The organism is Paenibacillus sp. FSL R7-0272 (genome assembly GCF_037969905.1).
GTDB lineage: Bacteria > Bacillota > Bacilli > Paenibacillales > Paenibacillaceae > Paenibacillus > Paenibacillus polysaccharolyticus.
Genome location: NZ_CP150221.1, coordinates 229828 through 247997, shown reverse-complemented (window position 1 = coordinate 247997; position 18170 = coordinate 229828). Strand labels below are relative to the sequence as shown.

The window sequence follows — 18170 nt, the reverse complement described above, 5'->3', positions numbered from 1 at the left end:
GATTTACACTAGGCCACTCCGCGGTCAGAACAATCCTCCGAGCGCTGTTACCCCCGGATTTCTTCGAATTATTTCCCTAATGGGGAAATCCGGTGGTAAAGGCGAGCGCTTCGCTTCTCCAGATTGGTTCTGCACTCTCCGTTTCACGTGTAAATGGATTTTTTATAACGCCTAAGACGGTTTCACCTCGTCGATGGGGTAACTTGGTTACGTCGGGGTACTTATTCCTCCGTTTTGGGTAGAGCAAATGACTTAAGATCACTGGTGGATTTACACTGGGGCACTCCGATTGCAGTACCATCTTTCGATCGCTGTTACCCCCGGATTTCTTCGAACGATTCCCCTAATGGGGAAATCCGGTGGTAAAGGCGAGCGCTTCGCTTCTCCAGATTGGTTCTGCACTCTCCGTTTCACGTGTAAATGGATGTTTTTACAACGCCAAAGACAGTTTCACCTCGTCGATCGGGTAACTTGGATACGTCGGGTTACTTATCCCTCCGTTTTGGGTAGAGCAAATGACTTAAGATCACTGGTGAATTTACACTAGGCCACTCCGCGGTCAGAACAATCCTCCGAGCGCTGTTACCCCCGGATTTCTTCGAATTATTTCCCTAATGGGGAAATCCGGGGATAAAGGCGCACGCTTCGCTTCTTCGGATTATTTCTGACCTCTTCGTTTTCGTGTAAATGGAGGTTTTTACAACGTGATCTCCTTGCCCTCGCGCGCGGATTCGTAGATGGCGCACAGCATTTTCATTACCTCTACGCCGTCTTCGACGGGGCTGAGGGTTTCTTTTCGGCCCTGCGTGCTATCGATAAAGTGGTTGATTTCATTACGGAACGAACCCATGAAGTCAAAGGATTTGAAATCGACCTGCGGTGTCATGTTCAGAATGGTATCGAACTTCTCGCCAACAATTGAAATCTCGGGCTCCAGCTCGGCTCCGCCTTTGTCGCCATACAGCTTAACTGCTGTTTCATCAGCCTTTGCATGCAGAGTGAAGCTGACATCGACCAGCAGGCTTGCCCCATTTTCAAAACGGATCAATGCATTCGCCATATCTTCCACGGTGTTCTGTTCCGCATCGTAATCGGCGGCCTTATAAAACGAAAGATTGCGAATGTTAGCCCGGTTGCCGAGACGATTGGAGACGTTAGCGGAAACGGATTTCACCTTCGGTCTACCCATCAGATACCAGCAAATGTCGATGACATGTACGCCGATATCAATTAACGGGCCGCCGCCGGAGCGACTTTTATCCGCAAACCAGCCACCAGGGTTGCCAAGACGGCGCAGACTGGAAGCTTTGGCATAATAGATTTCGCCGAGCTCACCTTCGTCGATGAACTTTTTAAGAATCTGAGCATTGTCACTATAGCGGCGAACAAAGCCGACTTGCAGCAGCTTTCCACTGCGATGGACGGCTTTTTCTACCTCAAGCGCTTCCTCCACCGTCTGGCACAGGGGTTTCTCGCAGAGCACGTTTTTGCCCGCATCAAGCGCAGCAATACTGATCTCCGCGTGCGAGTCATTCCAGGTACAGATGCTAACCGAATCGATTTCCGGCAGAGCGAGCAAGTCTCTATAGTCCGTAAACACATGGGTTGCTCCATACTGCTTCGCCACATCGGCGGCACGGGTTTCGTTCAGATCACAGATCGCATAAATCTCTACTTCCGGATTACTGGCATACGCTTGCAGGTGGCAATCAGATATGGAACCGGCGCCGATAACGGCGATTTTCAAGTTGGACATTTCACTACCCCTCCACTGTTAAAAATGAAAAAGAATATCGTTCAGCTCGGCAGAGCCATCTTTGAAATAAAAGTCTTACGATCCGCAAATCACGCTTATATTTGTTAAACTTTGAAAAATTACATTGACTGCGGCTGCTTTCAACAGCCGATTTTTGGATGAACTCTATTTAAACATACGCCATGTTACTCGCTACACTACACTCCACCTCACAGCACTAAACCAATCGACACGGGATAGCATAGCGATCCCATATCATAGAAAGACACATAACTACATATTGTCACGCCTCATCCCACAAACGGCGCACGTTATCCATTGCAATGCGCGAGGCGGTTCGGCAATCCTCCATGCCTTCGAATTCAACCGAGATATATCCGTCGTAACCGGACCGCTTCATCACACGGAACACTTCAGGCATGTCGATATCACCATGACCCACGATGGCCCCACGCAGATAATTGCCGTGAGAAGTCTGGAACCAGCCTTCGCCGGGACTCCGGGTAGAAGGACGCCAGTAGAAGTCTTTGGCATGAACGATAGACGCGTGAGCAATGTTATTTTTCACCGCACTCACCGGATCTTCATCCACACAGAGGAAATTGCCGATGTCCAGTGTTGTTTTGAAATTTTCCCGACCCGTCTCATGTAAAAGCCGCTGAATCCGCTCACTCGATTGCACATAATATCCGTGGTTCTCCACACTTGTTGTAATGCCAAAGCCTGCCGCATAGTCGGCAATTCGCTTACAGGCTTTGACGAGTACGGGCAGGTCGGCTTCAAACTGTGCTACAGTCCCCTCCGGTGCAGGCCGGAAAGCCACATCGTGGCGCATCAGCTTCACACCCAGGGCAGCGGCGACATCCACGTGGCGCATAATACTCTGAATTTCTTCTTCCAAAGTCTCGGCATTCTCCTGAACCGCAAAGTTTGCTCCAATGGCATAATTCGAGATGTCGACACCAACCTCCCGAGCCGTAGCTTTGATTTCCTCAATTAACGCTGGATTATCGATCAAACTGAAGCCCATCGGTACAATCTCCACATGCTGCCCGCCCTGCTCCGCAATCCACCGAACGGCATCCGGCACAGTCAGCTCCTTACGATCCAACGCTTGCTGCAAACTGTATGTGCTGAGTCCAACTTTCATCTTCCTCATCCTCTCCCTCTCCTGTGATGGGTGTCCATACCCAACGTATACCTTGTTTCAGTCCATAGAGCAATTGCCAATAATCGCATGGCTCACCGATTTTCCTTTTCTAGCCCAAATCCGGCTGATCCACGAAAATGACGGCGGCATCTGCTGTCCCATGAAGCTCAAATATGATGATCTCGTTCTCCCCTAGACGGAGAAGAGGCGCAGGGACATACAACGTCTGTTGCGGGCCTTTATTCCAGTAGCGCCCCAGATTGAATCCGTTTACAAATGCAACCCCTTTTGTCCAGCCGTCCAGACGAAGAAAAGTATCCTTTATATCCAACACATCTTCAATATGAAGACTTCCTCGATAAAAAAATGGCTCCTCTGTTACTGTTCTTACGCTACTCTCAAGCTCAGACAGCACAGCGAAGGATAAACCCGAAAGATCGGTCATCGGCAAACAATGAATCGTCCAATCGTATAAAAACTGAAATCCATGCCGCACACCCTCCGTAATTCCCTTCGGATCTCTCAGGTACGGCCCATAATTGATTCGCCCCATATTCTCAACGAGAATGAGCAACTCCGTGCCTTCCGCGGGTACTTCAAAGGATATCGTTGTCGCCGTGGGATTCCCACGTTCCAGTACTCCCTGTAAAAGGCCATCTACAAACACCATTGCCCGGTCACGAACCTCCTGAACAACGAACTCCTGTCGTTCTCTTGGCCCGGATATCCGCGTCTGGTAGCTGATAAACCCATAATCCTGCCCCAGCTTCTCCATCGGCTCCGGGTTTGTACGGTGCATTGGAATAGCCAGTGCGTCCAGTTGTTGCATCAAGCTAGCTCGCTGCGCCATCTCGACCCTACCGTAAGCAGCCGTTCCTATAGGTTCCGGTAAAACCATATTTCTCGGTTCAGAGCTACGATCATCTTTTTTAGAACCGCTATACCGCGAGAGAACCTCCCTCACCGCATAAAATTTCGCTGTGAGTTCTCCCGATTCACTAAGCAAAGAGTCATAGTCGTAACTCGTAATGGTTGGTTCGTATTGATCCTTTTGCTGACAGTTCGCTCCATTATAAAATGCAAAATTCGTACCGCCATGGAACATGTAGAAATTCACCGAGGCGCCTGCTTCTAACATTTCCTCCAGCACTTTAGCTACATCTTCTGCTTCCCGAGTGTGATGAGATTCGCCCCAGTGATCGAACCAGCCATTCCAAAACTCCATACACATAAGAGGTTCCTCTACCTGATATTCACGCAGCTTAGCGAACGCCCACTCTGTCCCCGATCCAAAATTCACTGTTGCCAAGTGTCCTGGCACGGAACCAGCCTGCAGCATATGATCGGTTGGCCCATCCGAGGTGAACAGGAACACATCCATGCCCCGCCTCACCATGCCATCTCGCAAATATTGCAGATAACTCGCATCGTTCCCGAAGCTGCCATATTCATTTTCAATCTGCAATGCAATAACGGGGCCGCCAGAGGTGCTCAGAAGAGGTTTTAATGTGGGTAAAAGTACATCGTAATACCGATCCACATGCGCCAGAAACGCCGAATCACTGCAACGAAGCCGCAGATGGTCATCGGCAAGCAGCCAGGAAGGCAATCCGCCAAATTCCCACTCCGCACAGATGTAAGGACTTGGACGAATGATCACATGCAGCCCCAAGCTCCCAGCAAGTCGAATATATTTCTCCACATCCGCCATGCCTTCAAAACAATACTCTCCTGGCTGCGGCTCATGCACATTCCATGGCACATAGGTCTCCACCGTATTGAACCCGCAGGCCTTCAGCTTCAGCAGCCGATCTTCCCAATACTCGGGCACGACTCGAAAATAATGAATGGCCCCTGATAGAATCTGAATTGGTTCTCCATCCAGTATGAATTGTGACCCCTGAGCCGTCAGTACTGCCATCTCACATGTCCTCCCGTTCACTGTAAAATAAACTGAATCTAGATAACGTCGGGAACCATCTGGACTCCTGAATGGTTACTCGAACCCGGCGTGCAGTCACTTTTGGGAAACAGCAAATCCGCTTATACCCAACCACCGTTCCGGCATAGATATCCTGCCACCGACCATCCTCACCGCATACTTCCAGCGTGAATCGTTCGATCCGTTGCCCCGATTGGATGTGCTCCATCAGCATCACACGGTCGAAGGTCTTTTCTTCCGGCAAAATCAATTCAATCCACGCCTGCTCTGTTCCTTCGCGTGGGCACCAATAAGCTTTTGGTTTGCGCTCTCCATACGGATTTAGCACTTGTGAAGCATCATGTGCTTCGTCCATCGTCTCCGAAGCCTTCGCCTGTGCGCCTTGCGCCAAGTCTTCACTGAACGTGGTACGCAGCGCTGAACCTAACTCCCGCAGTCGCTGAACATCATTTTCATGAATCAGACCACGCTTGTCTGGAGGCAGGTTAAGCAAAAAACAGGCGTTGCCGCCCACGGCCCCGTAATAAACGGACAGCAGTTCCTCCAGCGTTTTGACCTGATCATCCTCACTCGCATGATAGAACCAGCCCGGACGTATCGAAGTATTCACCTCGGCAGGATACCACACCAGCTGATCTGCATAATCACGGATAACGCTCCGACTCCCCAGATCACGGTCCTGTGTATTGATTTTCCTCGCAAACGCTCCATCATCCACCTGTTGCGACTGCTCCTGAATCTTCTCATTATCCTGCATATGCGCCGGCACAACGCTCCATTCCGATTCGCGCGTATGTCCTGCCTCATTGCCACACCAGCGTACGTCCGGACCACAAACCGAAATGACCGCTTCTGGCTGGAGTTCACGAATAAGCGCGTAATAGGCGTGCCAGTCATAGATCTGCCTTTTCCCATTGGGCCCTTCGCCACACGCTCCATCAAACCATACACAGAAGATGTCACCGTAGTTCGTCAGCAGTTCGCGCAGTTGATGAAGAAAAAAGGCGTTATACCGTTCCGAATCCCCATAACATGCTTCATGGCGATCCCATGGAGAGAGATACACCCCAAATTTCAACCCGGCGTCACGACAGGCATCCGCAACTTCTCGAACCAGATCACCAGAGCCATTTCGCCATGGACTTGCTGCGACCGTATGGTCTGTATAACGGCTGGGCCATAGACAGAATCCGTCATGATGTTTACATGTCAAAATCAACCCTTTCATGCCTGCATCCTTACACGCCTCCACCCATTGCCCTGCATGTAGCTCAGTAGGGTTAAAGATCGCCGGGTCTTCCTCACCCGTCCCCCATTCCCGATCCGTAAATGTGTTCACCGTAAAATGAATAAAAGCATAAAACTCCATCTCCTGCCATCGCATTTGGCGCTCGGACGGGCTAACCTGTGCCGCTGTTTTAATCCAATCCGCTGGTGCTGGTAAAAGCTTTGAATTCATGGCTCACACTCCCTTATATGAAAAGTGCATTTTGCTTTCATTGCTTTTATTGCTTTGTTCTAGCTGCTCATCCGCTTCTTTAACTACCGCTATGTTGGCTGTTTCTAACAGCACCCACACAATGGACACTATTACCGCAACTCTTGTACTACACGAATCAACGCTGCTTTGGCCTGAGCGACAAGCTGCGTATCTACAGAATGATCAAAACTCCATCCATGTCGCAAACCCGATCCCATATGAATCTCGGTAATCCCCGTTCGGCTCACGATGGTTGGAATCCCTTCAATCGTGACACCAGAACCCGCCATAATCGATATATTCAACGTCTGTCCTATCTCCTGCAACTGCTGTAGTTCGAGCAAACCCTCAGGTGCTGTAAGTTTCCCTCCCGATGTAAGTACACGCTCAACGACACTCTTCTCGCTCTTACTAACACTTGCACTCTTGCTCTTGCTCTCACACTCACTCTTGTCCTTGCTGTTATTCTCGCTACTGCTCCTGTTATTACTTTCACTCTCGCTCTTGTTCTTGTTCTTGTTCTTTTTCTTGTTCTTCATCTCCCTCTCATATTCATACCTGCCCTTGCCCTCGTTCCCTCCATTGACGCTACCAATGCTCTCCAGTGCTCTCACCACATGTGCACTCGAATCGATGGCGCGATGAAACGTAACTCCCATCCCCTGAGCGCTTAACAGACAAGTTTGTAAAAAGGAGCGATCTACTTCTCCCTCATCGGTGAGAGCTCCAATCACGATGCCTGCGGCACCAAGCTCCCTCGCCACACGTATGTCTTGGATCATCGCCTGAAGATCATTAGCGCTATAGCAGAACGAGCGGCTATGAGGCCTTATCATGACATACACTGGAATCGACACCTTGGATACAACCTGTTCAATCTGCCCATAACTGGGCGTAAGACCACCTTCGCTCATAGCCGATACCAGCTCGATCCGATCGGCTCCCCCCTGCTCAGCCGCTTGGGCATCTGCCGCGTCTAGCGCAATGACTTCCAATATTGGCTTTAAGTTGTTGACTCGCCTATTCATAGGAACACCTCCTCACAAGTAACCACGACAGAAAGGACCGATTAAACGCTTGATCAGCGTTTCTGCGGCCCTTGCTTATTCCCATGTTTGAACGTTCAGTTTCCAGAACGCAACCCGGTCTCTTTTCCACGTATACGAGATGTAAAGGTTTTGTCCCTGAGATACGATGGCAGGATAAGAATACTCGCCCGGCTCATCTTCAAGCACCCATTCATCTCCCCAGCTCTGACCATTGTCATTCGAAAAAGCAACTACCAGTGGTGTCCGGGGACTCTCTGTCGCATATCCGCTCACGGGATTGTAAACAAGCGCAAGCATGCCACTCTCCAGGCGTGTGACATCAATTCCGCTATTGTTGTTTGGCAGTTCTGTCGGGTACGCTTCACACCATGTCCTGCCGCTATCCACCGAGTCGCTACGGAAAATCCTCCCCTCCGTACTGCGAAGCAGCATATGTGCATCATTAGCACTTGAAGTCCAAAGAGCAGGCTGAATCAGACCTTTTGCAATCCAATGATCCGCCCCCACATAAACAGACAAATTCATCGGCACGGGTTCACTTTTCCTCCATGTCTTGCCCTCATCGGTTGAAATATCAACAAAAGCTTCCCACACCTGCTTGCCCAGATTCTCCGTGTCCATTCGCTCAATAGAAGCTGGAGCCAAAATCGTTCCGTCCGCTAGTCGTACAGGTTTATTGCGCACCGGACCACGGCCCCCCACATCACCGGGGACCAACTCACGAGCAGCCGTCCACGTCTGCCCGCCATCCTCCGAGCGCATGATGCGCGTATGCCAGTCTGTAATTTCGTGTCCCACCTTGTAAAAGAGGACAAGTGAGCACCCATGTGCATACAGCACCGGGTTCCAATGGGCAATGCCTTCTTCATCCGCTACTTTGCGCGGCGCTGACCACAAGCCATCTTGCTCCTGAATAGCCATCCAGATGGCGGTGTCGCTGGATTTTTCATACGAACCTGCAAACCAAGCTGCAATAACCACACCACCTGGCAGGACAGCAATTGTGGATGCATGACTACTCTGAAAAAGCTGTCCTTCTCGAAAAACATATTGTTTCTCTGCCATCATGATCATGAGTGAGCCTCCTGCCTTTTACTTCTTTCACTGCCTCCATGACTTTTATTGCTTTGACTACCATCACCATTTGTTATTTTTGTTATTTTATTTGTTATTCAATTATAGCTTCAGTCTAAAACGTTAGGTAGTGAACGTCAATACCCGAAGGTGAACTCTAAAACCACAACTTTATAGAATTCACGATCTACCATGCAACCCTTTGATGGGCGAAAAATTTTTGAGACATGACGCAAAAAAGACGAAGCAGAAGAATCTCTACATCGTCTTTGTATCCTGTGCTAGCATCTTTCTTACCTATTCCTAACCCTTCAAAAAAAAAAAAAAATAAAGGGCTTTCAAAATTGCTTTTTTCTACCTACTTGTCCCATCGGAGACCACACCGTTTTACTTGTTACGCCGGGCTTTTGTCATTCGGTTAAACATAATCAAAGCCACAATAATCATGGCAAGCATCGCAATATTGCTGGACACCTCTTGCGACAAGCCAAACAACATACATACGTTGGTCACCAGTCCTCGTACGATCAATGCAACAACAATCAGCAAAATCGGACTTAAGTAATTGTATCTTTTCATCGTTTGCCACACCCCTGACCCCATTATTCTGTTTGACCACGATCCCGTAACTCGATCATAACAGTCTGCTCCTCCGGTGACAACAAAAGGACACTGCACGCAGTGTCCTTTGTTATTATCCCAGTAACGGTTTTAGCACCACACTATTACACTTCTACTTAGAAAGAGACCCGAATGCATGCATGTGCCAGTCCATTTACATGTCACCTTTTATATCGCAAGCATACCGTTAAAACCTAACCTACACTTGCTTGAATTCGATCCAATCGATCTGCAATCCTGGTTTTGTAAAGTCAAGCTTGAGTTCATACGCCCCTGCTTCCAGTTGCACTTTCACCAGCTTTTGTCTGATCCATTTGCCTTCTGTACCGTTCGTTTGAATCGTCGTAGCAAGCTGACCATTCAGCAGCACATTACATGCACTTTGCGCCAGTTCAGGCTCAGGTGACATAATCTGCACGATAATCCGGTACTGGCCTGCTTCATCCACTTTCATATATACAGGCTCAGTTACCGCAGGTTTTATCTGTGCATTATCAGCCAGCGACTGGGCGTTTGCCGCAGTCAGAGACGCGTTCGCCTGGAACGAAGCCACGTTCTCTACAATCTCATGTTTGCGTGAGGATACCGGCGCGTTCATGATGAATTTGCAGATATTGATCGCGGAGCGCTGTAGCTCGCCGCGGGTCAAAGTTCCATTTTCGAGCGATTCCATTGTATTATCGTCCCAGCCGTTGATCTCTGCGCCATAGTTTGGCACAACCATGTACAGGTCGTTCTGAGCGCGAACCATCCAGTTCGTGAACTTGCGATCGGCTTCTCCGCCTTCTACCACATCGTTCATAATGGCCCACCAGTCGGTCATCACAATGCCGTCGAAGTTCCACTCTCCACGCAGAATCGTTGTGTTCAGATCGTAGTTGGATGCAGCCCAGTGTCCGTTAATCGGATTGTAAGAGGTCATGATGGAGTTCGCTCCACCCTCTTTCACCGCAATCTCGAACCCTTTCAGATAAATTTCGCGTAGCGCACGTTCGGATACAACAGCATCGACTTTGCTACGGTGTTTCTCCTGGTTGTTGCAGGCAAAGTGTTTCAGTGTGGCGTTAGATCCGCCCTTCATAATACCTTTCGTACAAGCAGCGGCAAATACACCCGAGATCAGCGGATCTTCCGAGAAGTACTCGAAGTTACGACCATTCAGCGGACTGCGGCGGATATTGAGTCCAGGTCCGAGTAAGGTGTCTACCTGATTGCGAAGCAGCTCTTGTCCTTCCATCACATACAGTTCTTCTACCAAGTCTGCATTCCACGTTGCCGCTAGCAGCGTTCCGATAGATACTTGTGTTGCTTTTTCCCCACTATCCATACGGATACCGGACGGGCCATCTGCCGTACAGGCAACAGGAATGCCATAGTTAAACAGGCTGTCACTCACACCACCGAAAGCCGATGCCGTTCCCGAAGTAACCAGCGGACTGCTCATGCCTTCGCCGCGTACAATTGCTGCCAGATCCTGATCGCTCAGTTGAGCTACAAAGGCCTCCAGACTCACTTTACCCGCCTTCACGTCACTCAGCTTGTAACCCTGATTTCCCGTCTGCTCCAATGTTTGCGGCAAGTTCTGCTTGATGCGATCCGCGATAGACACTTTGCGCTTTGGAACATCTACATAAGTCAGCTCGTATGATCCATCTGCCTTGCGAATGCCCGGTTTCAACCGTGTAAAATCTTCCGTTGGCGCCATCGCTTCCTGCAATTGCTCCACCAGTTGAACCGTGTCCACAACGTAGCCATCTTGGCCGTCGACGCCAACATGCTCTACCTGCTTCACACTCGTACCCACATGCAGACGGTACGTTCCAGCTTCAAGCACGTATGCGGAAGCATATCCCGTTACACCCGCATCATCATACGAAGCCATGTGATTTACCGGGAAACGGATCGTTAACAGCTCGGAATCGCCGGGCTGCAATAGTCCTGTTTTGCCAAAAGCGGCAAGTGCTTTCACCGGTTGTCCCAGTTCCCCTTGCGGTGCTTCATAATACACCTGAACGACCTCTTTACCTGCATAGGTTGTACCGGAGTTGGTCACGTTCACACGAACCTCGATCGATGTCTCACCGTTCTCGGTCACCGTGCGAGCTTTCTCGATTTGTGTGGCAAAAGTGGTGTAAGACAAGCCATAACCGAACTCAAATTGTACTTTTTCAGGTCGAAACGTTTCGAAAAAACGATACCCCACATAAATATCTTCCTGATACAGGTTCTTGAACTCATTTCCGTAGTTGCTTGTAGAAGGGTAATCTTCGATGGAATATGCAATCGTATCCGTCAGTTTACCGCTTGGTGTCACGTCTCCAGCCAGTACGTCCGCGATCGCGTTACCGCCTTCCATGCCGCCGTGCCAGGAGTAAATTACACCTTGAATCGGATGCAAAACCGTTTCGTCCAGCCAGCTCATATCCATAATATTGGAGACATTAAGTACTACAATTGTATGTTCAAAATGGTTCGTCACATGCTTCAGCATCGCCTTCTCATCGTCGGTCAGACGATAACTTCCGGGTGCATCTGCATTATCCTGATCTTCCCCTGCAGTACGTCCTATGACCACAATAGCTTTGCTGGATTTACTTCTTGCCTGTGCGACCAATTCGTCCGTGAGTGGCATTTCCTTCTGATTCCACGGCTCGGCCGCCCATACTTTGCCGCCATCGTCAAACGGATTTTCCTCGATCCATTTCTCATAAACCGCTGCCAGTTCTTCATTAACGGTAATGTTCTTTTTACTGCGTAGTCCATCCAGCAGATTCGTGGTATACGCGACATGAACACTCCCGCCTGAACCTGTACCACTGCGATAATAATTCACTTGAATCCGGCCAAAAACTGAAACGTTTTCGGAACGACTAAGTGGAAGCACCTGTCCTTCATTTTTAAGCAAAACGGCTCCTTCGGCAGCCACTGTACGGCTGAACTCTGCAAACCCTTCCAATGGAACACCAATTAGATTTGTACTCAAATGATTTCCCTCCTGAAATGTTATCTCCATATCTGTGTGAAACGGCTATTTATAAACAAGATTAGATCGTACCCCCATTACTACGATGGCAAAATAACCTTAATATCGCTCTTTCCCCGACTAAGCTCATTTAAAAATAGAACGAACTTCATGGATATGGCTGATTTACTTGTACCTAGTCCCATCTTAACAGATTGCCTACATGAAAATATATGAGAAATATTTATGCTCTTATAGCAAAAATGAAAGCCACGAACAAAGTCGTCCGTGGCTCTTGCTTCTTTTTTATATAAACACAGGTCAAGTCGTCAGCTTCGCATATACCAGAAAGAACAACATATCCTCACCCATGATGACATATCCGGGAACGCGGTAGATTAGATCCACCACCACAAAGGCCACTAACAAGCCCACCATGACTATCATATGAACTGGACGGAGGCGAAGATGCGGGTGTCTGTAGCGATGAAACACAAGGGTTGTTGACAGGAAATACAGTAGCACCGAGCCAAATACAAACGCAAGCATAAACTCATAACTCAGCAGGTTCTGGTACAGCAGTTGGATCGAAGCAGCGATCATGCTCAGGGAGATGTAGATAAATAGATGCCCGTAGATGATCGCCTGCCCGGCGGTTTGCATCTCTTTGCTCACTTTTTTCTCCACGTTATCGAAGTACTGCCACCACATGGCGATGACAAACAGGGACGTAAAGACGGCAAACAAGATTGATTTCAAATCCCATTGATCGGCCGACAATACCGCGATAATACTGACAACGGATTCACCTAGCAGAATGAGCGTAAAGAGAGCAAAACGTTCCAGCAGATGATGGGTCTGCACAGGCACCTTCACCAGATTTTTACGACCAAGCAGCGGTAAAATAATATCCACGGCAATTCCGGCATACAAAATTACATACCGCACCCAAGAATCAAAGAACAGCGAACCCGATGAGATCACGATGCCAATGATAAACGAGAGGCCCAGGAAACGGGCGGCCTGCTGCTGATGCTCGCTTTTCGATTTGTGGATCGTCAGGTACTGAATCGCGGTAAATGCTCTGGAACCAATATAACCTACGAAGAAGGATAGATAGTGTTCGTCAAAATGAGTGGACAGACTTGCCGTCATAATGAGAACCGACAGCAGTTGAAGGATGAGGAAAATCCGATGGCTCAGAATATCCTGACCATAACGGTTGATGAATAAGGTCTGGCCTACCCACGCCCACCATACCGGGATGAAGATTAACACGAACTTTAATAAATATTCGAATGTAATGACGCCGTGCTCGGCATGTAACAAGACATGGCCTGCTTTGGAGACTGCCGCGACGAAAAGCAAATCATAGAACAGCTCCAGCCAGGTGACTTTTTTCTCCATCATCCCTCAATGCTCCTTTATCTCTCTAAGTCACTCTGTCACAGCTGTGACAGGCGTAAGTGTTCTGACTTGAATCGGCTGCAGATTATCCTCGATCTGAGTCCGGTATTGCTCAAACCACTCTGGCAGCATCAGTTTCTGTCCAAGTGCTTCGGCGGGTTCGTCTTTGGCAAAGCCTGGAGGATCAGTCGCAATCTCAAACAGGATGCCGCCAGCTTCTCTGAAGTAAATCGCGTTAAAATACTGGCGATCCCGTACCGGAGTCGGCTGGTAGCCATACCCGCGCACGGCTTCACTCCACTGCGCGTGCTGTGCATCATCGACTGCACGCCATGCGATATGGTGTACTGTTCCTGCGCCGCCCATACCAAGTGGCACGCGGGTAACAGGCACATCCACGATATTGCCAATGTCACCGATGGAACGGAAACGGGCATATTCTTCATTTTCGCCCACTTTCACAAATCCGAGAATACGCTCAAGCGCATCCATCGTACGCTGCGGATTCACACTGAACAGTACGGCTCCACCGAACCCTTTGATTGCATGTTCAGCAGGAATACCTTCCTGCACCCAAGTATTTGCCGCTCCTTCTTCCCGCTCAACAAGCTCCAGACGCAAGCCTTCGCTATCTTCGAATTGCAGCAATTCCTCATCAAAGCGGTTAGTGCGAGTTAATTCGATATTAAAACTTTCCAGACGATTTTGCCAGAAGTCCATAGAACCCGGTGGAATGACATATGAAGTGATGCCTACCTGACCGCCGCCAATCTGGCCTCGTGGTGAACCAGCCGCCGGGAAGAAGGTAATAATGGTTCCCGGACTGCCGTGCTCATCTCCGAAGTACAGATGGTATACATCCGGTGCATCGAAGTTTACTGTTTTTTTCACTAGACGAAGTCCCAGAACTCCGGCGTAAAAATCAACGTTAGCCTGCGGATCTCCAGCAAAAGCGGTAATGTGGTGGATGCCTGTCGTTTGAATATTCATGATTATTTCCTCCTTGGTTTGTATGCTTATTTATAGTGGAATTATATTATCTTTAAATTAAGATATATGGTCTGTGCTACTAGTTCCGGATTGAGACTAACATCCGTACGAGTAGCACAGTTTATCGTGAACTCCCGATCAGGGAACGTTTAGTGCCCCTCTGCTTCTGCAACAAAATCTATGGATTCTGTCTGGAAGCCTGTTCTTGTTTCAATTTATCTGGAGTCACGTCATCGCCGTTTGGATCGTAGATGGTGGCATTCAGCAAAATGTCGTTGACTGAACCACGGAAAGTCTGCAAATATTCCTGGCGAAGGCGAGTCTGTTCAGCCTGTTCCATCTCCGTCAATCCACCTGCTTTGGCTTTTCTCGCGAGTTCATTAATTCGCGTCAATGTTGGAATCATCATCTGGATCTCTCCTCCTGTTCAATCATTTGAAGATATTTATTTGAGTATATTCTTGTGTTAATCTTGCTGTCACTTTCATTCAAATTAAATATCTTAATATAAAGATAATTGATTTTGTTTTGGTTGTCAACACTTTGTTTTTATGAAAATTAAGCGGGTTTACTTCGCCTTCAAACGTATCGCTCCTATATAATTAAAATCAATAAAAGGTTAGCTCTACGGATATGATCTCCTGTAGAACTAACCTTTTATTCGAAGTTATACTTAGCATATATTAGATAAGCTTAAGTTGAATTTGAATCTTAAGTATCCCGTTACATCGGGAATCCGGATTTGGCAAGCGATCAGGCCAGCTTTTGTCCGCAGTTCGGACAGAAGTTGGCTCCTTCATTTTTGGCACCACAGTTCGGACAGAAGTTTGGCTTTTTGCCATCCCCACCAGAAGACGAAGGCGCACCCGCATTATTATTCTGCTGTTGACTTTGATTCTGGTTGCTTTGGTTATTCCCTTGGTTATTTGAATTTTGATGATTGGAGTTCTGATTGTTCTGGTTCATGTTTTTCAGCATTTCATTCGCCATGTTCATACCCATCATCATACCTGCCATATCGGAAGCTGCACCGCCGCCCTGTACTTTACCGGAAGAGATCCCGTCGGTCATACTCACCTGCTGGTACTTTTGCAGATTGCCGATCATCTCGTGGGAGGCCGTTTTGGTGATCATATCCTGAATTTCCTGCGGATAGTTAAAGCTCATTACCTGGAAGCCGGTTATGCCAATCCCGATATCCATCATCTGCATATCCAGATCCTCTTGAATACCGCGTGCAATATCCGATGCATTCGCTTGTAGATTGAACATGTCCTTGCCCTCACGGCTAATCCACTTCATCAGTAGCTGATCCAGCACAGACGTGATGCGGATTTTGACATCCTCCACCAGGTAACTCTGTTTGATGCCTGCGATTTTATCAATCAGAGTCACATAGTCACTTACTTTGAAGTTAAACGTTCCATTCGCCCGAATCGGCATGCCGCCCGGAAGCTGTGGTGTTGGAATCAATACCGGACTCTGTGTGCCCCAGCGTACAGTGAACTCTTTTGTATTTACGAACAAAACTTCAACCCGCATACCGCTGTTGAATCCGAACTTGAATCCTTTTAGCGTGGACAGAAACGGAATAATCTCCGAGTCGATATTAAACGAACCTTCGTCCTCAAAAATCCCTTCCACCTTGCCGTTATTCAGGAAAATCGCATCCTGTCCCGAGCGGATAATCAGCTTACTGCCCTTTTTAATCTCTCGGTTGTTCCACTTCCAGAAGATCATATCATCTCTGAATTCTTCCCATTCCACTACGTTGGAGAACTGATTTCTGAAAAATCCCATGTTCGATCCCGTCCCTTCTATAGTAACCCTATCAAGCTTCATCTACGTTGTGCCATCATTCAATAAATGTTGACGATATGTCTGGTTATTGCGGTTAGAACGATCGGCTACTACCACTGTGCGAATGTCCACCTGCGGTCGTACCTCCACCACCGCCGCCTCCGCTGTTGTTATTGTTTTTCTCAATTTTGGTCTTCGTGACCGTTGTGCGAATATATCGATCCTGACGATCAATCACATGAGAGTTAGCCGAATCCTCATAAGTAGCGCGGTTGACCGTCACACGTCCGCCCGAACGATAGGTCATGACGCCAACGACAATACCACCAATCGCTACAGATGCGGCAAGCTGAAACCATGTTTTGAATAAAATATTATCCGGGTTCACTCCAGGCTTGAGATCCAGATATTCGTAAGACAGGTTCAGAAACTTTTCAAAAGCGATCCGATAATTGCCTTCTGATAAATCCGAGTAAATTTTGTCTGTAATTCTAGCGGTTCGGTCGTTGTCGACGTATTCTTCACCTTTATAAAAACCCGCCACATAAACCTTCCGATTGTACATATCCAATGTCAGCATAACGGTGTTCCCATGAGGTTTATCATATCCCGGTGCACGGTTATCGTAGAATTCCTGAGTCAGAAGCTTATCTTCCTTCTGTTCCTCGTTGTTAGTCGTGTAAATGATCAAGTCCGTCTGACGCTCCGCCGAATACTGATTCGCCAGTGCATTTAATTCATTTCGATCCTGTTCACTTAACAGGTTAGCCTCATCGTAGATGAGGTTTTTGTTCTCGGCTGCGGATGCTGATGATATCGGAAAGATCGGAGCGAGCATGGTCACTAGAAGTACAATTAGCGCTGCCATCGCAACTACGGGTCTTTTTTGGCTCACAGGAATCCGCCTCCCATCATCCACGACACCAGCTTCAGCGACAACAGTGAAACGGCGGCGACACCCGTAAACCATCCAGCCACTTTGGCTTTACTGATCGGTGGTTTGCCGACCACTTTACCCGTCTGTCCATTCATGGCAAAGGTGTACTGTTTGTGGTTGTAATCATAGTTGACCATCCATACGGGTAACAGGACATAGTCTGCATTTTTGAGCGTGGTATCGATATGTTTATTGGTGTAGCTCACGCTTGTATATCCCGATACGGTAGAGGCGATGTAAGAATCAATGTAGGATCTCGTCTTATCCTTGGCCCGTGGGAAAAGCTCATCTTCGGAATAACTGTATTTTTCCGCAATATATCCCGCCAGATACGGGGTTTTGAACAATTTCAGCTCATTGTAGGGAAACGGCTCCAGCTTATCCATCAGCTCGTCGTTCATTTTTTCCGATGCGTCGATGGGCAGATTCACGTATTCCAACCGAATTTTACGATAAATATCAAAATGCTGCGTCTCCGTATAATGGTAGTCACCCTGCGTATAGGATCGTACCTTGGTTCCCTGAGCATGGACCTCAATTCGGTTATGTAAATCATAAAGCCAGAACGGCACGTATATGCCGGTAACGCTCTGGATGCGATCAGCGGTCATGAAGCCACCGGGCGTGAGCAGACCGTTTCTGCACCATTTTTTGAACGCCTGTTTCGCTTGATCTTTGTTGATGGAAAAAGGAATCACCATCGCCGGGGCCAAATTGCCCGTCAGCCGATCACTTAGCACCACCGCCGCACCGCAGAAACTGCATGTCGTTGCACTTGTCTCCGGTTCGGTCACGATATCTGCTCCGCAGCTGTTGCAGTGATATTCCTTCACTTCCCCCTCCGTAAACACCTGCTTCTTCAAGGGATCAGGGAGCTGTTCAATGTTGTCCTGCCGCCCGCAGCTCGGACAAGATAATGCACCGGACACACTATCAAAAATCATGCCGCTGCCGCAATTCGGACATTTATACTCTAATACCGGCATCTGTTCACCTCCGTGT

At 48.3% G+C, this 18170-nt stretch carries 14 protein-coding genes; all 14 read right to left on the bottom strand.

Going from position 1 to position 18170, the window contains the following annotated elements; translation table 11 throughout:
• Window positions 1-697: 697 nt before the first annotated feature.
• A complete protein-coding gene (locus MKY23_RS01150) occupies window positions 698-1756 on the bottom strand; it encodes a Gfo/Idh/MocA family oxidoreductase (protein WP_154891522.1) in 1059 nt (352 codons plus the stop codon).
• A 283-nt stretch (window positions 1757-2039) separates the two neighbouring features.
• Complete coding sequence (locus MKY23_RS01145; protein WP_339839128.1) at window positions 2040-2906, bottom strand: sugar phosphate isomerase/epimerase; 867 nt, start codon at window positions 2904-2906, stop codon at window positions 2040-2042.
• Window positions 2907-3015: 109 nt separating this feature from the next.
• The gene (locus MKY23_RS01140) at window positions 3016-4827 is read right to left on the bottom strand and encodes a beta-galactosidase (RefSeq protein WP_339834659.1); all 1812 of its coding nucleotides are present in this window, start codon (window positions 4825-4827) and stop codon (window positions 3016-3018) included.
• Window position 4828: 1 nt separating this feature from the next.
• On the bottom strand, window positions 4829-6307 hold the full coding sequence (locus tag MKY23_RS01135) for an alpha-L-fucosidase (protein ID WP_154984863.1): 1479 nt from the start codon (window positions 6305-6307) through the stop codon (window positions 4829-4831).
• A 131-nt stretch (window positions 6308-6438) separates the two neighbouring features.
• Window positions 6439-7356 (bottom strand): copper homeostasis protein CutC, encoded by a 918-nt coding sequence (locus tag MKY23_RS01130; RefSeq protein WP_339834654.1) that lies wholly within the window; start codon window positions 7354-7356, stop codon window positions 6439-6441.
• A gap of 75 nt (window positions 7357-7431) precedes the next feature.
• On the bottom strand, window positions 7432-8451 hold the full coding sequence (locus tag MKY23_RS01125) for a sialidase family protein (protein ID WP_339834651.1): 1020 nt from the start codon (window positions 8449-8451) through the stop codon (window positions 7432-7434).
• 387 nt (window positions 8452-8838) lie between these two features.
• On the bottom strand, window positions 8839-9030 hold the full coding sequence (locus MKY23_RS01120; protein ID WP_090924244.1) for a hypothetical protein: 192 nt from the start codon (window positions 9028-9030) through the stop codon (window positions 8839-8841).
• 241 nt (window positions 9031-9271) lie between these two features.
• The gene (locus MKY23_RS01115) at window positions 9272-12055 is read right to left on the bottom strand and encodes a glycoside hydrolase family 3 C-terminal domain-containing protein (RefSeq protein ID WP_221790133.1); all 2784 of its coding nucleotides are present in this window, start codon (window positions 12053-12055) and stop codon (window positions 9272-9274) included.
• A 300-nt stretch (window positions 12056-12355) separates the two neighbouring features.
• Entirely contained in the window at window positions 12356-13444 is a 1089-nt protein-coding gene (locus MKY23_RS01110; RefSeq protein WP_339834644.1) for a low temperature requirement protein A, read from the bottom strand.
• Between the two features lie 27 nt (window positions 13445-13471).
• Window positions 13472-14431, bottom strand: a complete 960-nt coding sequence (locus MKY23_RS01105; RefSeq protein ID WP_154891528.1) for a ring-cleaving dioxygenase — start codon at window positions 14429-14431, stop codon at window positions 13472-13474.
• 178 nt (window positions 14432-14609) lie between these two features.
• A complete protein-coding gene (locus tag MKY23_RS01100; RefSeq protein WP_090924289.1) occupies window positions 14610-14837 on the bottom strand; it encodes a DUF896 domain-containing protein in 228 nt (75 codons plus the stop codon).
• 347 nt (window positions 14838-15184) lie between these two features.
• Entirely contained in the window at window positions 15185-16231 is a 1047-nt protein-coding gene (locus MKY23_RS01095) for an SPFH domain-containing protein (RefSeq protein WP_154984859.1), read from the bottom strand.
• 94 nt (window positions 16232-16325) lie between these two features.
• The gene (locus tag MKY23_RS01090) at window positions 16326-17126 is read right to left on the bottom strand and encodes a TPM domain-containing protein (protein ID WP_261764631.1); all 801 of its coding nucleotides are present in this window, start codon (window positions 17124-17126) and stop codon (window positions 16326-16328) included.
• Window positions 17123-18154 carry a TFIIB-type zinc ribbon-containing protein gene (locus tag MKY23_RS01085; RefSeq protein WP_154891530.1) on the bottom strand — a complete coding sequence of 344 codons (1032 nt, stop codon included), beginning with the start codon at window positions 18152-18154 and terminating at the stop codon, window positions 17123-17125. The genes MKY23_RS01090 and MKY23_RS01085 overlap by 4 nt, the downstream gene beginning before the upstream one ends.
• Window positions 18155-18170: the final 16 nt, after the last annotated feature.